The organism is Paenibacillus sp. FSL R7-0179 (assembly GCF_038002265.1).
Taxonomy (GTDB): domain Bacteria; phylum Bacillota; class Bacilli; order Paenibacillales; family Paenibacillaceae; genus Paenibacillus_AQ.
Genome location: NZ_JBBOCC010000002.1, coordinates 790,862 through 807,946 on the forward strand (window position 1 = coordinate 790,862; position 17,085 = coordinate 807,946).

15 protein-coding genes and 1 pseudogene are annotated in these 17,085 nt (G+C 54.1%); 15 read left to right on the top strand and 1 reads right to left on the bottom strand.

What is annotated here, in order from left to right; genetic code table 11:
- Positions 1–38 precede the first annotated feature (38 nt).
- Genes MKX63_RS20125 through ilvB form a run of 3 tightly spaced genes read left to right on the top strand, consistent with a single transcriptional unit; the run spans position 39 to position 4,047 of the window.
- Positions 39–1,289: a molybdopterin molybdotransferase MoeA gene (locus MKX63_RS20125; protein WP_341019552.1), complete on the top strand. Its 1,251-nt coding sequence runs from the start codon at positions 39–41 to the stop codon at positions 1,287–1,289.
- A gap of 32 nt (positions 1,290–1,321) precedes the next feature.
- Entirely contained in the window at positions 1,322–2,338 is a 1,017-nt protein-coding gene (gene moaA, locus MKX63_RS20130) for a GTP 3',8-cyclase MoaA (protein WP_341019554.1), read from the top strand.
- A gap of 32 nt (positions 2,339–2,370) precedes the next feature.
- Positions 2,371–4,047 carry a biosynthetic-type acetolactate synthase large subunit gene (ilvB, locus tag MKX63_RS20135; RefSeq protein WP_341019556.1) on the top strand — a complete coding sequence of 559 codons (1,677 nt, stop codon included), beginning with the start codon at positions 2,371–2,373 and terminating at the stop codon, positions 4,045–4,047.
- Positions 4,048–4,131: 84 nt separating this feature from the next.
- On the opposite strand, the gene MKX63_RS20140 is transcribed toward ilvB, so the two are convergent.
- Positions 4,132–4,845 carry a YwiC-like family protein gene (locus MKX63_RS20140; RefSeq protein WP_341019557.1) on the bottom strand — a complete coding sequence of 238 codons (714 nt, stop codon included), beginning with the start codon at positions 4,843–4,845 and terminating at the stop codon, positions 4,132–4,134.
- Positions 4,846–5,040: 195 nt separating this feature from the next.
- Between MKX63_RS20140 and mobB the strand changes: the two genes are divergently transcribed.
- The 12 genes and pseudogenes from mobB (at position 5,041) to MKX63_RS20200 (ending at position 17,063) form a co-directional block, all read left to right on the top strand.
- Positions 5,041–5,607: a molybdopterin-guanine dinucleotide biosynthesis protein B gene (mobB, locus tag MKX63_RS20145; RefSeq protein WP_341023147.1), complete on the top strand. Its 567-nt coding sequence runs from the start codon at positions 5,041–5,043 to the stop codon at positions 5,605–5,607.
- A gap of 24 nt (positions 5,608–5,631) precedes the next feature.
- Positions 5,632–6,072: pseudogene (gene mobA, locus MKX63_RS20150) on the top strand (molybdenum cofactor guanylyltransferase); the annotation flags it as partial.
- Between the two features lie 171 nt (positions 6,073–6,243).
- Positions 6,244–6,729, top strand: coding sequence for a molybdenum cofactor biosynthesis protein MoaE (locus tag MKX63_RS20155; RefSeq protein ID WP_341023149.1), 486 nt, complete (start codon positions 6,244–6,246; stop codon positions 6,727–6,729).
- A gap of 19 nt (positions 6,730–6,748) precedes the next feature.
- The gene (locus MKX63_RS20160; protein ID WP_341019559.1) at positions 6,749–7,456 is read left to right on the top strand and encodes a DNA alkylation repair protein; all 708 of its coding nucleotides are present in this window, start codon (positions 6,749–6,751) and stop codon (positions 7,454–7,456) included.
- A 107-nt stretch (positions 7,457–7,563) separates the two neighbouring features.
- The gene (locus MKX63_RS20165) at positions 7,564–8,055 is read left to right on the top strand and encodes a pyridoxamine 5'-phosphate oxidase family protein (RefSeq protein ID WP_341019561.1); all 492 of its coding nucleotides are present in this window, start codon (positions 7,564–7,566) and stop codon (positions 8,053–8,055) included.
- Positions 8,056–8,224: 169 nt separating this feature from the next.
- Positions 8,225–8,782 carry an RNA polymerase sigma factor gene (locus MKX63_RS20170; RefSeq protein ID WP_341019563.1) on the top strand — a complete coding sequence of 186 codons (558 nt, stop codon included), beginning with the start codon at positions 8,225–8,227 and terminating at the stop codon, positions 8,780–8,782.
- Positions 8,764–9,948 carry a DUF4367 domain-containing protein gene (locus MKX63_RS20175; protein ID WP_341019565.1) on the top strand — a complete coding sequence of 395 codons (1,185 nt, stop codon included), beginning with the start codon at positions 8,764–8,766 and terminating at the stop codon, positions 9,946–9,948. Before MKX63_RS20170 ends, MKX63_RS20175 begins: the two co-directional genes overlap by 19 nt.
- Positions 9,949–10,149: 201 nt before the next feature.
- Positions 10,150–11,499, top strand: coding sequence for an ABC transporter substrate-binding protein (locus MKX63_RS20180; protein ID WP_340755803.1), 1,350 nt, complete (start codon positions 10,150–10,152; stop codon positions 11,497–11,499).
- Between the two features lie 188 nt (positions 11,500–11,687).
- Positions 11,688–12,650: a carbohydrate ABC transporter permease gene (locus MKX63_RS20185; RefSeq protein WP_340755801.1), complete on the top strand. Its 963-nt coding sequence runs from the start codon at positions 11,688–11,690 to the stop codon at positions 12,648–12,650.
- The gene (locus MKX63_RS20190; RefSeq protein WP_036690968.1) at positions 12,647–13,492 is read left to right on the top strand and encodes a carbohydrate ABC transporter permease; all 846 of its coding nucleotides are present in this window, start codon (positions 12,647–12,649) and stop codon (positions 13,490–13,492) included. Before MKX63_RS20185 ends, MKX63_RS20190 begins: the two co-directional genes overlap by 4 nt.
- A gap of 160 nt (positions 13,493–13,652) precedes the next feature.
- Positions 13,653–15,416 (top strand): sensor histidine kinase, encoded by a 1,764-nt coding sequence (locus tag MKX63_RS20195; RefSeq protein WP_341019567.1) that lies wholly within the window; start codon positions 13,653–13,655, stop codon positions 15,414–15,416.
- 42 nt (positions 15,417–15,458) lie between these two features.
- On the top strand, positions 15,459–17,063 hold the full coding sequence (locus MKX63_RS20200) for a response regulator transcription factor (RefSeq protein ID WP_341023150.1): 1,605 nt from the start codon (positions 15,459–15,461) through the stop codon (positions 17,061–17,063).
- Positions 17,064–17,085: the final 22 nt, after the last annotated feature.

The window sequence follows — 17,085 nt, forward strand, 5'->3', positions numbered from 1 at the left end:
ATGTACGGATATTCAGTCCGGCACCCGGTAAGGAGCAGATGAAGGTGGAGAAGACCAGAACTCCGGTTACTGTAGCGGAAGCTGTGCAGCGGGTAACCGGGAGAGTATGCCGCACAGGTACGGAGACTGTTCCGCTTCATGCAAGCTATGGACGTATTCTGGCCGGGCCGCTTACTGCAACCCATGATGTACCGCATTTCACCCGTTCCCCGTATGACGGCTATGCCATCGCTTCCCGGGATTCGGCCGGTGCTTCCGGCAGCAACCGGGTCAGCTTCACCGTGGTGGATCACATCGGCGCAGGGGAAGTGTCGCAGGCTGTAATCGGCACTGGCGAAGCGGTACGGCTGATGACAGGAGCGGCGCTGCCTGCCGGGGCAGATGCGGTAGTTATGTTTGAACAAGCCGTCTCAGAGGGACAGACGTTTACGATCCGCAAGGTGTTTGCACCACAGGAGAATCTGTCCCTGCAAGGGGAGGATATGCTAGCGGGTGAGACAGTCATTCCGGCCGGCAGCTTCATTCATCCCGGGGTTGTGGCGCTGCTGGCTACCTTCGGCTACGGGGAGGTTAAGACAGGGAAGCGGCCGGTGGTGGGGATTCTGTCTACAGGCACCGAGCTGCTGGCAGTGGCAGACCCGCTCGTACTTGGCAAAATCCGTAACAGCAACGGGCCGATGATTGCCGCCCAGCTCGCCCGGATGGGTATCCCGTACCGGATCTATGATACGGCAGCGGACCGGCTGGAGGAATGCCTGCAGACCGTCCGTCAGGCACTCGCTGAGACCGACTGTCTGATCACAACGGGCGGAGTGTCCGTGGGCGATTATGACTATTTGCCGGAGATCTACAAGCGCCTTGGAGCCGATATATTGTTCAACAAGGTAGCGATGCGTCCCGGCAGTGTGACTACAGTGGCTGTGGCCGGAGACCAATTCTTGTTCGGACTGTCAGGCAATCCGTCGGCTTGCTTCACCGGCTTCGAGCTGTTCGTAAGACCTGCCCTGCTTAAGATGATGGGGACGGACCATCTGTATCTGCCGCGTACCACAGCCGTGCTGGCGGAGGATTTCGCCAAGGCGAACCCGTTCACCCGGTTCGTCCGGGCGGTATATGACGGCACTACGGTACGGCCTGCCGGCTTCAATAAATCGAATGCTGTTTCGTCCATCGCACGCGGCAATTCCCTGATAGTACTGCCTGGCGGAACAAGAGGCTTCGCCGCAGGGGATAAGGTGGATGTCCTGCTGCTCGGGGTGGAAGAGGGCATGAATGATTGGGTATTGTAAGGCCAAGAGTACGGGAAGGGAGATAGACGCACATGAATCATCATCCACTGCAAGATCAGCTGCGGCGGCCTATCCATGATTTGCGGATTTCGGTCACGGACCGGTGTAATTTCCGCTGCTCCTACTGCATGCCGAAGGAGATATTTGGTGACGACTACGCTTTTCTTCCATCCGGTGAGCTGCTTACCTTCGAAGAGATCGGCCGGCTGGCGAAGCTGTTCGTATCGCTTGGCGTAAGCAAAATCCGCCTGACCGGAGGCGAACCGCTGATGCGCCGCCATCTGCCGGAGCTGGTTACCAAGATCTCCGCCATTCCCGGTGTAGAGGATATGGGACTTACGACGAACGGAGTCCTGCTGGGCGGACAGGCAGCGCCGCTGTATGCTGCGGGCCTGCGCAGGCTGAATGTCAGCCTGGATGCGCTGGAGCCGGAGCTGTTCGGCAGAATGAACGGGCGCGGCTTCAGGCCGGGAATGATTCTGGACGCTATAGATCAAGCGGCGGGCGCCGGGTTCGAGGTCAAGGTGAATATGGTTGTCCAGCGGGGCGTGAACGAATCCGAGATTCTTCCGATGGCCGCCTACTTCAAGAAGCGGAAGATCATGCTGCGCTTCATCGAGTTCATGGATGTCGGCAACGATAACGGCTGGAGCTATGATAAGGTCGTCACCAAGCAAGAAATCCTGCAGCAGCTGCAAAGCGTCTATACGCTGGAAGCTCTTGAGCAGAATTACAGCGGAGAGGTCGCGCAGCGCTACGGCTATCTTGGGAGTACGGCCCAGGTCGGCTTCATCACTTCTGTGTCGGAATCGTTCTGTTCCGCCTGTTCGCGTGCCCGGCTGTCTTCTGACGGGAAGCTGTATACCTGCCTGTTTGCCTCCAAGGGCTTTGACCTTAGGGCCATGCTGCGCGGAGGGGCTGGCGATGAGGAGCTGCTGGCAGCAATTAAGCAGGTATGGGAGCAGCGAAGCGACCGTTATTCCGATGAGCGGACGGAAGAGAGCCGTAGAAGCAAGGCCAAGATTGGCATGTCCTATATTGGCGGATAAATTATCTAGATGACAGGAGACGAAGGGGAATCATGAACGGAGCAGAGCTGTTGATTGAGATGCTGATCGCCAAAAAGGTGGAGACCCTGTTCGGCTACCCCGGCGGTGCCGTATTGCCACTATATGATGCGCTGTACGGCAATAACCGGATTCAGCATGTGCTGGTCCGGCACGAGCAGGCTGCGGTTCATGCCGCAGACGGATACGCCAGAGCCACAGGGCGTCCGGGAGTAGCGCTGGTTACCAGCGGTCCCGGGGCCACCAATGCGTTAACCGGAATTGCAACAGCGTTCATGGATTCGGTGCCGCTGATCGTGCTTACCGGCCAGGTGGCCACCGATCTTATAGGATTGGACAGCTTCCAGGAAGTGGATATCTACGGAATGACGATGCCAGTGACCAAGCATAATTATATCGTCAGAGAGATTGCCGAGCTGCCCAGAATTGTGAATGAAGCATTCCATATAGCAACGAGCGGCAGGCCCGGTCCGGTTCTGATTGATCTGCCGAAGAATGTGATGAATGCGGAGTACACGATGGAGAACGGGGCGGCCGCAGATGGCGCTCTCCCTAGAATCAGGGGCTATCAGCCGGATCACCCCATTGACCCGGCGGTTCTGGAGCTTGCCGCCGAACGCCTGAGCGGAGCGAAGCGTCCGCTGATTCTGGCCGGCGGCGGCTGTATCCAGGGAGAGACGCCAGCGCTCTTAAGAGCATTCGCGGAGCGGCATCACCTTCCTGTGGCCAGTACGCTGATGGGGCTTGGCGCTTTTCCTTCGGGACATTACCTGCACCTGGGCATGGTTGGAATGCATGGATCGGTGGCGGCTAACCGCGCCCTGCAGAGCGCTGACGTAGTGCTGTGTCTCGGTGTGCGCTTCAGTGACCGGGTGACCGGCAAGCGGAAGGCCTTCTCCCCGGGATCCTACAAAATCCAGGTTGATCTGGACCCCTCCGAACTGAACAAGAACATCCCCGTTGACCTGGCAGTGACCGGTTCTTGCGGAGAACTGCTTAAAGGCATAGAGGAACAGGTACATCCAGTAGAGGATCCGGCCTGGGAGGAGCAGATCGCGCTCTGGCGCAAACGCAAGGCGAAGGTAAGCCGTGAGCCGAATCCGAAGCTAAGCCCGCAAGAGGTGATCCGCTGCCTGCAAAAGGCTACAGCAGGCGATGCCATCATCGCCACGGATGTCGGCCAACACCAGATATGGACAGCCACGCATTATGAATTCACAGAAGCCCGGTCCTTCTTAACCTCCGGCGGGCTGGGAACGATGGGGTACGGCCTGCCTGCTGCGATTGGGGCGGCCGTTGCTTTTCCTGAGCGCGATGTGGTGTGCATTACAGGGGACGGAAGCTTCCAGATGAATATGCAGGAGATTATGACCGCCGTGGATCACGGCCTGAATGTCAAGGTGGCAATCTTCAAGAACGGGTATTTGGGGATGGTACGGCAATGGCAGCAGCTGTTTCTGGGACGGCGTTATTCCTCGGTGCGGATCAGCTCGCCGGATTTCGTGGCCTTAGCCAAGTCCTTCGGCGCCCACGGGTTCCGGGCACGCACGCTGGCTGAAGCGGAGCAGATCATTGAACAGGCACTGCATACAGAAGGGCTGGTCGTGATGGAATTTGATATCACCGAGGAGGATAATGTCTATCCTATTGTGCCGCCGGGCTCAAGCAATCAGGATATGATCGTAGAATAGGCTGGCAGACCTGAAGGAAGCTCCTCTCGCGCGGATTGGCGAAGGAGCTTTCTGGTTTTTGTCCAAATAAGCATGGTGATTCCCCTAGAAATACAGCACCAGCACAGACACATATAACATGACGGAGAAGCCGATCTCGATGATTCCCGTACGTTTGGCGGTAATTCCTGTCCTCGGCAGAATGGCTGCCCGCAGCAGCAGAACCAGCAGCGGGACCAGCAGCGAAGGAAACAGGAACAGTCCGGCTGCCGCGAACAGCAGATGATAGGCCACGGACCCGTAATAGAAGCGGAGATTGTTCCGCTCACGGATGACGGTTTTGACATAGAAGGCAGTTCCGGTGAAGTATAGCACCGCCAGCACGAACAGCTCATTCACGGCTCTCCAGCTCTCCCCCTGCCCCACATAGAAGACCGGATAAATCACCAGGCAGAACGCCACAATAGCTGAGATGTCATTAAGCAAGGCGCGTTCATTCCGGGTCCTGGCATAATAGAGGTTGACGGCGAATAACGGCAGAAGCAGCAGCGCGAACCCCAGCAGCACCGGCTGGACAATCACCAGATAGAGGGCGAACGGAAGCAGCAGAAGCCCGTATAACCTGAGCGGCTGGGCATAACGTGCGAACTTCCGGGTCTTCACCCCCTGCAAGAGCGGGAAGCTGAACAGATAGATCAGCAGCCAGCAGACAAACAGCGGAATATGTATGAACTGCCCCTTGGAAGCGGCAACGCCCAGCAGAAAAGGGAGAACGAGCATCGCCCAGGCGCCGTGCTGGTTGGGGATGTATTTTTTCATGCAGCAATAGACCTCCTTCGCGGATATATCATGACATGTAAGCTGCCGGACTCTTTAACTATACTTGTATCCGGCCGGGGAGGCTGGTGATTTGAAGCACAGTGGCGCTGTCAGGCAATTGGCGGGGAATGGGCAGCGGCCGGAATAGTGTATAATCGAAATAGATCTTCAAGCAGAGGAGCAGACAACGTGATTATGGAATCCCAGCATGCGGCGGTACAGCTCCCAGTTCCTGTACTGCAAATCATCGGATACAAGAACAGCGGCAAAACAACCCTCGTCTGCCGGTTAATCGAGGCCTTGTCTGCACAAGGAATACGGGTTGGCTCTGCCAAGCATGATGCCCATTCCTTCCAGCTGGATGATCCGGGAACGGATAGCAGCAAGCATCTCCTGCACGGTGCAGTAGAGACGGTATTGACCTCGCCGGAGGCGACAAGGGTCATGCGCAGATCTGCGGCATCACTACGTGAAATTGCGGAGTCGATGCGCGGCAGAGTAGACGTGGTGATTGCTGAGGGGTTCAAATCTGCAGAGTATCCCAAGATCGCCTTGATTCGCCGCACTGAGGACCAGATAACGCTGCAAAAGGAAGCAACGGACATACGACTGTGGTTAAGCTGGGAAGAGGCTGGGGAACTACAGAGTGCAGCGTCTGGTTCTGGCATCAGCAAGGATAGTCCGCCGGTATTGCCTTTGCGGGATCAGGCGCTTGCGGATCAGGCGGTTATCGCACTGGCGCTGTCACTGCTTCAGTCCTAAAATCTGCCACGGGAGGTGTCTTTGGTGCTGACAGGAATTATACTGGCGGGCGGACAGAACTCCCGGATGCAGGGCCGCAATAAAGCCCTCCTGAGTTATCAGGGGGAACCGTTCATTGTCCGGCAGGTGAGGGAGATGCTGAAACTGTGCTCCAGCGTGATTGTGGTCACGAACGATCCTACGCCGTATCTGGAACGTCTTCCATCGGATATTCTATATATACCGGATGTTTATGCCGGGCATGGGCCGCTGAGCGGGTTACATGCCGCTTTTGCCAATGCTGAGACGGACTATGCCTGGGTGGTAAGCTGTGACAGCCCTGATATATCAGCTCCGGCCGCCGCATGGATGCTTACGCGGCTTGAAGCGGGCGGTTATGATGCAGTTCTGCCCGTGATTGGCGGCAAGCATCAGATGCTGCATGGCGTATACCGGCCGCACCGGCTCTTGCCGGACATTACAGCAAGACTTGCGAGCCGTGAGTACCGGCTGGGCGGTTTGTTAGAATCACTGCACTGGTTAGGGGTGGAACGGGATGAGCTGGCCGGTGCGGGGCTAGAGGCAGATTTCGCGGCAGATATAGATACACCTGAGCAATATGAGCAGCTGTTGCATCTATCGAAGGGAAGTGAGGAAATGGGCGATTCGTTATTTGAAATTACAGAGTCCGTGATTATACCCGCTGAGGTATCCGATAAAGTTCTGCGCAGAGAGGCCGGGGCGATTACCTTATTCATCGGTACGGTGCGTGAATTCACACAGGGAAAGAAAACCCTGTATCTTGAATATGAAGCGTATCCGTCTATGGCTGTAACGCAGCTGAAGCGCATCGGGCAGGAGGTGCTGGAGCGCTGGCCGGATACTAAGGTTGCGGTCACCCACCGGATCGGCAGGCTTGAGATCACCGATATTGCCGTGGTCATCGCAGTCTCCTCGCCCCACCGTAAGGCTGCCTATGAAGCGAATGAATACGTGATTGAGCGGATCAAGCAGATTGTCCCCATCTGGAAAAAAGAAACCGGCGAGGACGGCAAAGCGTGGATTGGCGACCAGCTGAATCAGAATGCCTACCCTGAGGGCCGGCCGCTGCTGCCGGATATTCCGGCGGAAGATGAGAGGTAGCGATAAGGAGGAACGTTCAATGAATGCAGAACAGGTGATGCAGGAGCTTGAAGCGCTTGGCAAGGAACGGACCAAGAAGATGTATACCGCAAACGGTGCACGGGAACCGCTCTTTGGTGTGGCTACCGGTGCCATGAAGCCAATTTTTAAGCAAACCGGAATCAATCAGGCGCTGGCTGAGGAGCTGTATGCTACAGGTAATTATGATGCGATGTATTTTGCCGGGATCATTGCTGATCCGAACGGGATGACAGAGGCGGATTACAACCGCTGGATGGACGGGGCTTATTTCTATATGCTGTCTGATTTCGTTGTGGCTGTAACCTTGGCTGAAGCGGATATTGCCCAGCAGGTGGCCGATGAGTGGATCAGGAGCGGAGAAGACCTCCGAATGTCGGCAGGCTGGAGCTGTTACTGCTGGCTGCTGGGAAGCCGCCCGGATCAGGAGTTCCCGGAGAGTAAGCTGGCCGGTATGCTGGAGCAGGCCGAGCAGAGCATTCATCAGTCCCCGGAGCGCACCCGGTATTCGATGAACAATTTTATGTATACGGTGGCCGTATCCTATTCGCCGCTTCATGAGCTGGCTCGTGAGACGGCGGAGCGGGTGGGTCCGGTTGAGGTGGACAAGGACAAGCCGAAGAGTAAGCTCATCAGCGCATACGATAATATTATGAAGGCTGTCGACAAAGGACGGATCGGGTTCAAGCGCAAGCATGTACGCTGCTGATCTCGCGGATTTCACCGGCATCCGGTAATGTTTCGCTGCTTCTGGTTAATAAATGCTATGCATTTGGATAACCTATTCCCTATCCTGGAAGAAAAGAGGCGGTAAAGATGTCAACTACACACCATAGTCACGAGGAAGCCGTTGAGACGGTCCGCAAGCTGATCAAGGGTATCGATATGGCCATGCTCACCACGATCTCGGAGGAAGGGCTGGTCTCCCGGCCCATGAAGACCCAGGAGGTCGAATTCGACGGAGATTTGTGGTTCCTGACCAAGAAGGATACCAGCAAATTCGGAGAGATTCTGTATGATCCGCGAGTGAATGTCGTGTATGCTGATAAATCCTATGTATCGATCCGCGGCACAGCCGAAATTGTAAACGATGTGAACAAGAAGAAAGAGCTCTGGAGTGCAGGGTACGATACATTTCTGAAAACAAGCTATGATGACCCGAATGTCATTCTGATCAAGGTCCATGCCGAAGCCGCCGAATACTGGAAGAGCGGCAATCTCGCCGAGAAGGCAGTATACATGTTCAAGCGGATGACCGGGCAGGACACGGACGGGCTGAATCTGAATCAGACGGTCGAGCTGGAATAGAGCAGACAGAAGGTTTTAGGAAGCTACAGGTTCATAGGTTCTGCAACGGAGAGATCAACAGAATTCATCTGGGGGTCTCTTTTTTTGTTGTGGCACCGGTAAAAGATAATTGTCACATTACATACGGCTCATGTGTTATATCTATATGCTTTGCAGAAAGGAGATTATCGTGGACCCAATCGAAGAGAAGATTAGAAGGATTCAGGACGGGGAAGGAGGCTTGTACTCTGATGTGATCAGGCTGTACCAGCAACGGATTTACCTCTATTGTTACCGCTTGCTGAATAACAAGGAAGAGGCAGAAGACGCAGTGCAGGATATCCTGATCAAGGCCTACCAGAATATCGGGCAGTACAAGCCTCAGGCAGATTTCACCTCATGGCTCTACAAGATTGCTTATCATCATTGCCTGAATCAGCTGCGCCGGCAGAAATCCCGGCAGCAGCTGCGGAAGCTGCTCGGGCAGGAGGTTACGGAGAAGAGCGCCGAGCAAATGGCCCATGACCGCCTGTTCAGCGAGCCGGTCTCGGCTGCTCTGGGGAAGCTGGATGTGGAGGACCGGAATTTATTGATCCTGCGGATTTATGAAGATAAATCATTTGCGGAGATCAGTGAAATTCTGGGTGTGAGTACGGCTACCGTACGCAAAAGATATGAACGGACCAGGGAAAAACTTAAAAAAGCGATTGAGAGAAGGGAGAAACAATTATGGGCAAGCGTGAATTAACTGCAGAGGAGCAGTTTCTGAAGGATGGAGACCGTTCAGCACATTGGAACACCGTTGATGTTCATGAACCAGTAATGAAGGCGCTCGGGCTTGAGGGTGCATTGACTGCTGAAGGAGACGAGAACCTGCTTCAGACCCTTCCTCCAAGCGTAGAGGCACCTAAAGTAATGCGCAGAATGGAAACAAGAACCGGGCGGAGACAGAAGCGGATGCCGGTGAAGGGCTGGGCGGCGGCGGTCCTGGCACTGGTCTTGCTGGGCGGCGGCTATACCCAATTCTCCGGCAAACTCCAGCAAGGAGCTGAAGCCCAGAGTTCGGGTGAAGTCCGGCAAGGGGCCGGAGCCCCGTATAAGGTGCTGCCTTATCAGCCGATTCCGGCGACGGCTTCCGGCGGAACGCTGATTGAGAAGGCGAAAGAACCGTTGAAGCCTTATATACCAGAAGCAGAGCCGGGTGCAGACGATGAAGCCAACCGGAAGGAGAGTATATTCTACAACGAGAAATATTCAAAGGGGGCAGCACTCATGAAGGAGCTGCTGCTTCCTGGAGAGTATGCCACCTATCTAATTACACGTGAAGGCGAGGAGGGAGAGGGAAGTATGAATATGTATCGTCCGCCCCTCACGTTCAAGGACTATACCGCCTATAAGACCAGTGTAGAGGAGCACAACGCTCCGATCCTGGAGCAGCCGGCGTATATGCCGGAAGGTTATGCCCTGGACGAGGCCATCATCAACCCTTCTTTCTTAAAAGTGCCGGATGTGCAGGAGCTTAAAGACGAAAACAAGAGAGACCTGGGAGACAACTTCCAGTTGGCCTGGAGAGTCGAGAAGGCGGAGAACGTTGACTACCCGTATTCCTCTCTGGTATACAAGAAAGGGGAGGCTCAGGTGAGAATCAGCGTCTCGCGTGTGGATGACAACCAAAACCCGGCAGACCCGCTCTCGTGGAGTGAACATACTAAGATGGAGAATATCGAGATTAAAGGCAAACAGGCCATTTTCTCGGATGACTCGGACAACAAGGAACTTGACTTAGGGTTTAAGTACAGACTGGTTTGGTCTGACCCGGGCACAAAGGTTAACTATCGTGTGTCCGTTGGCCAGGAGAATACGGAGCTAACGAAGGATGAGCTTATCGGCATCGCCGCCAGCATGATGAAATAAGTAACGCAGAGTTGACACTCAGGGCTGCCCAGCTATCTTAGGATAGCGGAGCAGCCTTTGAACGTTTTTTGCCGATCTGCAGGATGGCATATTCGTAAGATTTTATAAGAATTCGTGCATCGCCCTCCTATGAACTTCCAACCCGTCTTGTTAATATAGCAATGTAGCAAGAGAATACAGATGTATACAGGAGGGTTAAAGATGTTGAAATGGAAGCGTTCTCTTTCGGTCCTGGCGATGACAGCGATATTAGGTACACTGGCTGCCTGCGGCGGCGGAGGGAATAAAGTAAACAATGCAGGAGGGGCTACAGAAGCACCCGCCAGCACCAATGCTGCTGCGACGGCTGCTGCAACGGATGCGCCAAGCACCAATGAGCCGGTCAAGCTGCGGATTATGTGGTGGGGCTCCCAGCCGCGTCACGAAGCCACTTTGGCGGCCCTGGAATTGTACACGAAGAATAATCCGAACGTAACCTTCGAGCCGGAGTATTCCGGTATGGACGGTTATCTGGACAAATTATCCACGCAGGCTGCGGCCAACAATGCACCCGATGTGGTTCAGCTTGACCCGGGCTGGATGCCGGACTGGATGGCCCGCCAGCAATTGGCCGACCTTGCTCCTGAGGTGGATGTAAGCAAATTCGATACGAAGCTGCTGGCAGGCGGCCAATTGGACGGTAAACAGTATGCAGTTCCACTCGGCTCGGTAGCCTTCGGTATGGTATATGATAAAGCGGCTATGGATAAGCTGGGCATTGCGAACCCGGCCAACGGCTGGACCTGGGATGAGTTCTTCGCCTTAGCGAAGGAATCCAAGTCCAAGCTGCCGAAGGGACAATATTTCACCCTCGACTATGCAGGTAACTATTTCATGTACTCGGCGTATCAGTATGCCAGAGGCAAAGGGCAGGTCATCACGGATGACGGTCACTTCAACGTGGATGAAGCCACCTATCTGGAATGGACCCGCAAGTTCGAAGAGCTCCGCAAGGAAGGGCTTGTTCCTCCAGCGGATGTGAATGCCTCCGATAAAGAAAATGATCCGCAAATGGACCTGCTCGCAGCAGGAAAAGTGTTGTTCCGTTACAGCTTCTCCAACAATCTGGGAACCTGGGACAGTATTAAGCCAGGAGCCTACGCACTTGTAACCATGCCGCGTGCCGAAGAGGCAGGAGGCTGGCTGAAGCCGTCGATGTACATGGCGGTCTCCAAGAACTCCAAGCATGCTGAAGAAGCCAAGAAATTCATCAACTGGTTCGTGAATGATGCTGAGGCTGCCCAAATCACCAAGACCTTCCGTGGCCTCCCGGCTAACAAGGATAACGCTGCTCTGCTGGAAGCCAATATGAGCGATCTGGATAAGGTAGGCTTAGGCTTGCTCCGTGCTACGGAGCCGGATGGCCAGACCTGGTCGGCCGGAGCCGGCGGCTGGACGAACTTCGTGGATAAAGACTGGGTACTGGTCCGTGACCAGCTCAGCTTCGGTAAATCCACACCGGAAGAGGCGTTCAAGCAGCTGAAGGAAGCCTCGCTATCTTACGAGAAATAAGGTATGAACTGAAAGCCCGGGACAGCAATGTTCCGGGCTTTCTCTTTTCCACTTGGAACGCGCTTATACTCGTGTTTTCGAATTAATCGTTATATTTTGAAAGAATTCGAGCATTGCCCTCCTTTAGCCGAAGTGTGGCCCAATACTATACTTAAGCTATACAAATTGACCACAAGAGGTGACCACAGATGAACCGCTCCACAACCACTTTAGCCCAAGCCTCGCCAGCGCCGAAAAAAAGCTCCTATTTCAAAAGCCGGTGGAACGCTCCGCTTGCAGGCTATTTGTTTATTTCGCCCTGGCTGATCGGATTCCTGGTACTGACGGCGTATCCGTTGTTCTTATCACTGTACTATTCGTTTACTGACTACACTCTGATGCAGCCAATGAAATGGATCGGGTCCCGCAATTACGAACGGATTTTCACCGCAGACCCCAAATTCATTCAATCTGCCAAAGTCACGGTCATGTATGTACTGGCTTCCGTGCCCCTTAAGCTGATTGCAGCCCTGCTCGTAGCCATGGTGCTCAGCAAGGCAGTCAGAGGGATCAGTGCTTACCGTACAGCGATCTATTTCCCTTCTCTGATCGGAGGCAGTATCGGGGTATCGCTGCTCTGGCGTAACATCTTCGGGGTAGACGGGATTTTCAACAAGCTGATCGCTGTCTTCGGCATCGAAGGGAAAAGCTGGATCACCAACCCGGACACTGCGCTTAGCACACTGATTCTGCTGACGGTCTGGCAATTCGGCTCTACCATGGTAATCTTCCTGGCAGGGCTGAAGCAGATTCCCAATGACTTGTATGAAGCTTCCTCGGTAGACGGGGCGAACAAGTTCATTCAATTCTTCCGCATTACATTGCCTATGCTGTCGCCGATTCTCTACTTCAACCTGATTATGGCCGTGATTAACGCCTTCCAGATGTTCACCTCGGCTTTCGTGATTACGAATGGCGGTCCGATGAATGCTACATACGTGTACGCTATGTATTTGTATGAACGGGCCTTCAGCCGGTACGAGCTGGGCTACGCTTCTGCACTGGCCTGGATTATGCTGGTGGCCATCGTCGCTGCAACACTGCTGATCTCCTACACCTCGAAATATTGGGTATTCTATGAGACTGACACTGGAGGGAAAAAACGCAAATGACAACTTTGAATTGGAAGCCTGCACTCCGGCATGTGTTCATGATTCTCTTCAGCTTCCTCATGGTCTATCCGATTGTCTGGTGGATCGGAGCCTCACTGAAGGACAGCACCGAGCTGAGTTCACCGGGAATCTTCCCGTCCGTCCCGCAATGGGAGAACTTCACCAAAGGCTGGAAATCGGTTCCCGGACATACGTTCACTGATTTCTATCTTAACACCTTCGGCCTTGAGATTATGGTGCTGATCGCAACCCTGTTATCCTGCACGCTGGTTGCTTTCGGATTTGCCAGACTGGATTTTCCTCTTAAGAAATTCTGGTTCTCGATTCTGATGCTGACACTGATGATGCCGGGCCAGGTGCTGATTATTCCCCAGTACGCCTTGTTCCATCAGCTGGGCTGGGTCAACACGTATTTGCCGTTTGTCGTTCCCCATCTGCTGGCGGGAGGGGCCGGCGGGAGCTTCTTCGTCTTCCTGCTGATCCAGTTTATCCGCGGCGTGCCCAAGGAGCTGGATGAATCGGCCAAAATCGACGGCTGCTCCTGGTTCGGGATTTTCTGGAGAGTGGTCATGCCACTGGCCTTCCCGGCGGTCGTTACGGTGACCATCTTCTGCTTCCTGTGGAACTGGGATGACTTCCTGGGACATCTCCTGTACATCAACACGGTAGACAAGTACACGGTGGGTCTGGCGCTGCGCATGATCAATGACTCCCAGTCTGCAGCCGAGTGGGGCCAGCTTCTGGCTATGTCGCTGGTCTCTATAGTTCCGGCAACGCTTGTATTCACCTTCCTGCAAAAGTATTTCGTAGACGGGATTGCGACAACAGGCATAAAGGGATAAGATGCAAGTGGAAACGGATTTTCCGTCCTTTTAAACGGTACCGTTTTAAATTCTTATATTTTTTAAAAAAACATCCGTCCGATAGCGGTAAAGCGCCTGAGCCTTATTCGACGCTTTACCGTTTATTTCTTGTGAGCCGGAGGCGAAGGAAGGGGACCATTTGACCAATCCTTTTAAAAAGTACAGGATCGACCGTCTGTTTTTTCACAGCTTTGCCATTATAATTATTCTGGTGATAGCGGTTACGGCTTGGACCAGCTACAGCAATTCCTCCAAAGCCCTTGTGCAGACCACCTCCCACTATCAGCAGCGGCTGCTGGATGAATTGAATAATGAAATTACCACCCGGCTGGATATGATTGAACAGATCTCACTATCCACCTCACGGGACAACGAGCTGACGACCTTTCTATCGAACAGGCAGGATGATTTTGAGCGGTACCGCAAGCGTATAAGCGTTGAGAGTGCGCTCGGCAATCTGACCTATGCCATTCCGTTAATCCAGGGAATTGACCTCTACATGGATCAGCCGATGCCGAGCAGCGGACAGAGCTATATTCAATTTCGCAATATCCTCGATCTGGATAAGCAGTCCTGGTCCAAGAATCTGGTGAAAAGCGATTTCGCCTGGTCGGGGGAATATTCCATCCCCAGTGTGCAGGGAGACATTCCGGTACTAAGCTTCGCCCGTAAAATCATGAACGAGAACGACTATCTCGGTGTGCTGGTCGTTCATATCAAGGCCAAGGAGATCCGTGCGCTGCTGACCGGCAATACCTCCGGGTCGAACCGGATCATGGCGGACAGCGCCGGCAAGCAGATTCTGAGCATCGGAGAGACGCTGAAGCAGAGCGAGTGGTCTCAATGGATCGACCTCAAGAGCAACAAATCCGGCTATGTCCATATTCCCGGCGATAAGGATTCCGGCAATACGCTGCTGGTCTACTCCAGAATGGATAATTCCATCTGGACGCTGATTGAGTTCACCTCCTGGAAGCAGATTACGGCAAGCAGTCTGGAACTGGCGGAATGGATCGGACTAATCGGGATTGGAGCGATTCTGCTGGTCCTGCTCCTGACGCATTATCTGAGCAGGCAATTCTCCAAGCCGATTAAGCAGCTTGTAAGCGCTATGAAATTGTATTCAGTCGGTGGGCACAAGGAGGAGCTGCCCAGCGACTATGAGAATGAATTCGGTTATTTATTCTCCGGCTACCGCAAGCAGACCGAGCGGATTGAGGAGCTGTATCTATCGCTGGAGCGGCGGTATGAGCAGCAGCGCAAAGCGGAGATAGAGGCCTTGCAGGCCAATATCAATCCCCATTTTCTCTACAATATGCTGGACCAGCTCAATTGGATGGCCATTGAGGCCGGACAGGATGAGCTGAGCCGGATTCTGGAGCTGATGGGCCAGATGTTCAGGATCGGCTTATCCAACGGGGCAAGCTTCATCATGGTATCGGAGGAATTGCAGCACATCCAGTGTTATCTCGAAATCCAGCAGCTCCGCTGGGGCGACGGCCTGGAGTACGCCATCGATGTGGAACCGGGGCTTCAGGAGGCCTATCTTCCCAAGCTGACCCTGCAGCCGTTCGTGGAGAATTCAATTGTACACGGCTTCAATAAGCAGCGCAGCGGACATGTCTCAATATCCTTTACTAAGGTAGAAGAGACGCTGCAGATCAGAATTGATGATAACGGGGCAGGCCTGAAGCAGCCGGAAGTGCGCCCGCCAGGGCGGCATACCGGCGGCTATGGCATACGGAATGTGCGGGAGAGGATTGCCGGATATTTCGGAAATGACTATGGGGTTACGCTGAAGGAACGTGAAGAGGGAGGGACCCGGGTAGAGATTGTTCTGCCGCTGCTCACAGAGGCTCCGGCACAGATACTGACTGCTTCTCTCGCTGCGAAGGAAGGCTGATACGGCAGCTGCGGGCCAGAGAAGCTTAAGGAGGCAGACATGATGTGGAAGATCGCTATTATTGACGATGAGCGGCAGGTACTTCAGGGGATGAAGCGGGCGATTCCATGGGAGGAGCTGGGCGCAGAATGGGCCGGTGAGGCGCTTAACGGGGAAGACGGTCTGGCGATGATCCGTGCAACCTGCCCGGACATTGTAATCACGGATATCTATATGCCGGTGATGAGCGGCCTGGAGATGCTGGAGCAATTAAGGAACGAGGGCTTCAAGGGCAAAATTATTATTCTAAGCGGATATTCAGACTTCGAGCATGCCAGACAAGCCCTCCGGCTTCAGGTCAGTGACTACGTCTCCAAGCCGATCAGTCTGCCTACGCTTAGAACCATCCTTCACAAGGTGATTGAAGAACTGCTTGGAGAGCAGGAGAAGGTAATCAGACAAGGTGAGCTGGAGCTGAAAATGATGCTGTACGAGCCTTTTGTCGAGAAGGAATGGGTCCGGTCGGCAGCCGTCGGTACCCTGGAGCCTTCGTACCGGAACAATTCCCATCTTCCGCCTTCGTATCATTACTGGCTTGACGGCAGGCATGCAAGCATCGGGATTGAGCTGATCCGCGATGACCGGGCCAGCTCCTTCTCGGTTTCGGACTGGAACCTGTTCCGCTTCGCGGTCAGTAACATTGCCTGTGAGGTCACGCGCAAGCATTACGCCAATATGGAGTACACTGAGCTGAACAGCTACCGGGCTTTGCTGATTATTCATCCGGAGGGAGAATGCACACAGCAGCTGGAAGAGCTGGCCACCCGGCTGGTCGATAGCATCCACTCCTATCTCCGGTTGATGGTCCGCATCGGTATAGGTGGTCTGAAGGATACTTGGACGAAAATCCCCGAATCGACAGAGGAGGCGTTTCGTGCCATGGATCACGGGGGGCTGCGGATCAGCCCGGCGTATGAGGTATACTGCTACCGGGAGAGCCACAGCAGCGGGCAGGACCGGGGTGTCCTTTTCCCGGTGAAATTCTCCTACAAGCTGGCCGCTGCGATGAAGGCTTCACAAGAGGCTGAGGCACAGCAGCTTGTATACGGATATATTACCGAGCTGCAAGCGCAGCAAGGGGTGTCCGCCAGCTACGTGCAGATGCTCGGCAGCGAGCTATGGGGCATTATCACCTACTCCCTGTATGAGTCGGGCTTCGTGCTCGATGATCTGTTCACCAATGACCAGATTGCACAGGAGATCGGCAACCTGGCCGTACCCGACCAGCTGGCAAGCTGGTTATCCGCCAAAATTACAGCGATCTGTGCCAGCCGTCAATGGAAGGGCAGCAGTAAGCACCGGCAGGTCGTTGATTTCATGACGAACTACATTCATGAGCATTACGCCGAGGAGCTTACGCTGGCTGATCTGTCGGATAAGGTGTTCATCTCCCGGAATCATTTGTCGATCATCTTCAAGAACATCACCGGGGAGACCTTCAACAATTACCTGACCCGGGTGAGAATTGAGAAGGCCAGGGAACTATTAATGGAGCGCAATATGCTGGTCTATGAAGTGGCGGAGCGGGTAGGGTACAAGAACATTCCTTATTTCAGCACGCTATTCAAGAAAATCACCGGCATGAATCCTACCGAGCTGATCAAATGATGACACATATAATCCACCAGAG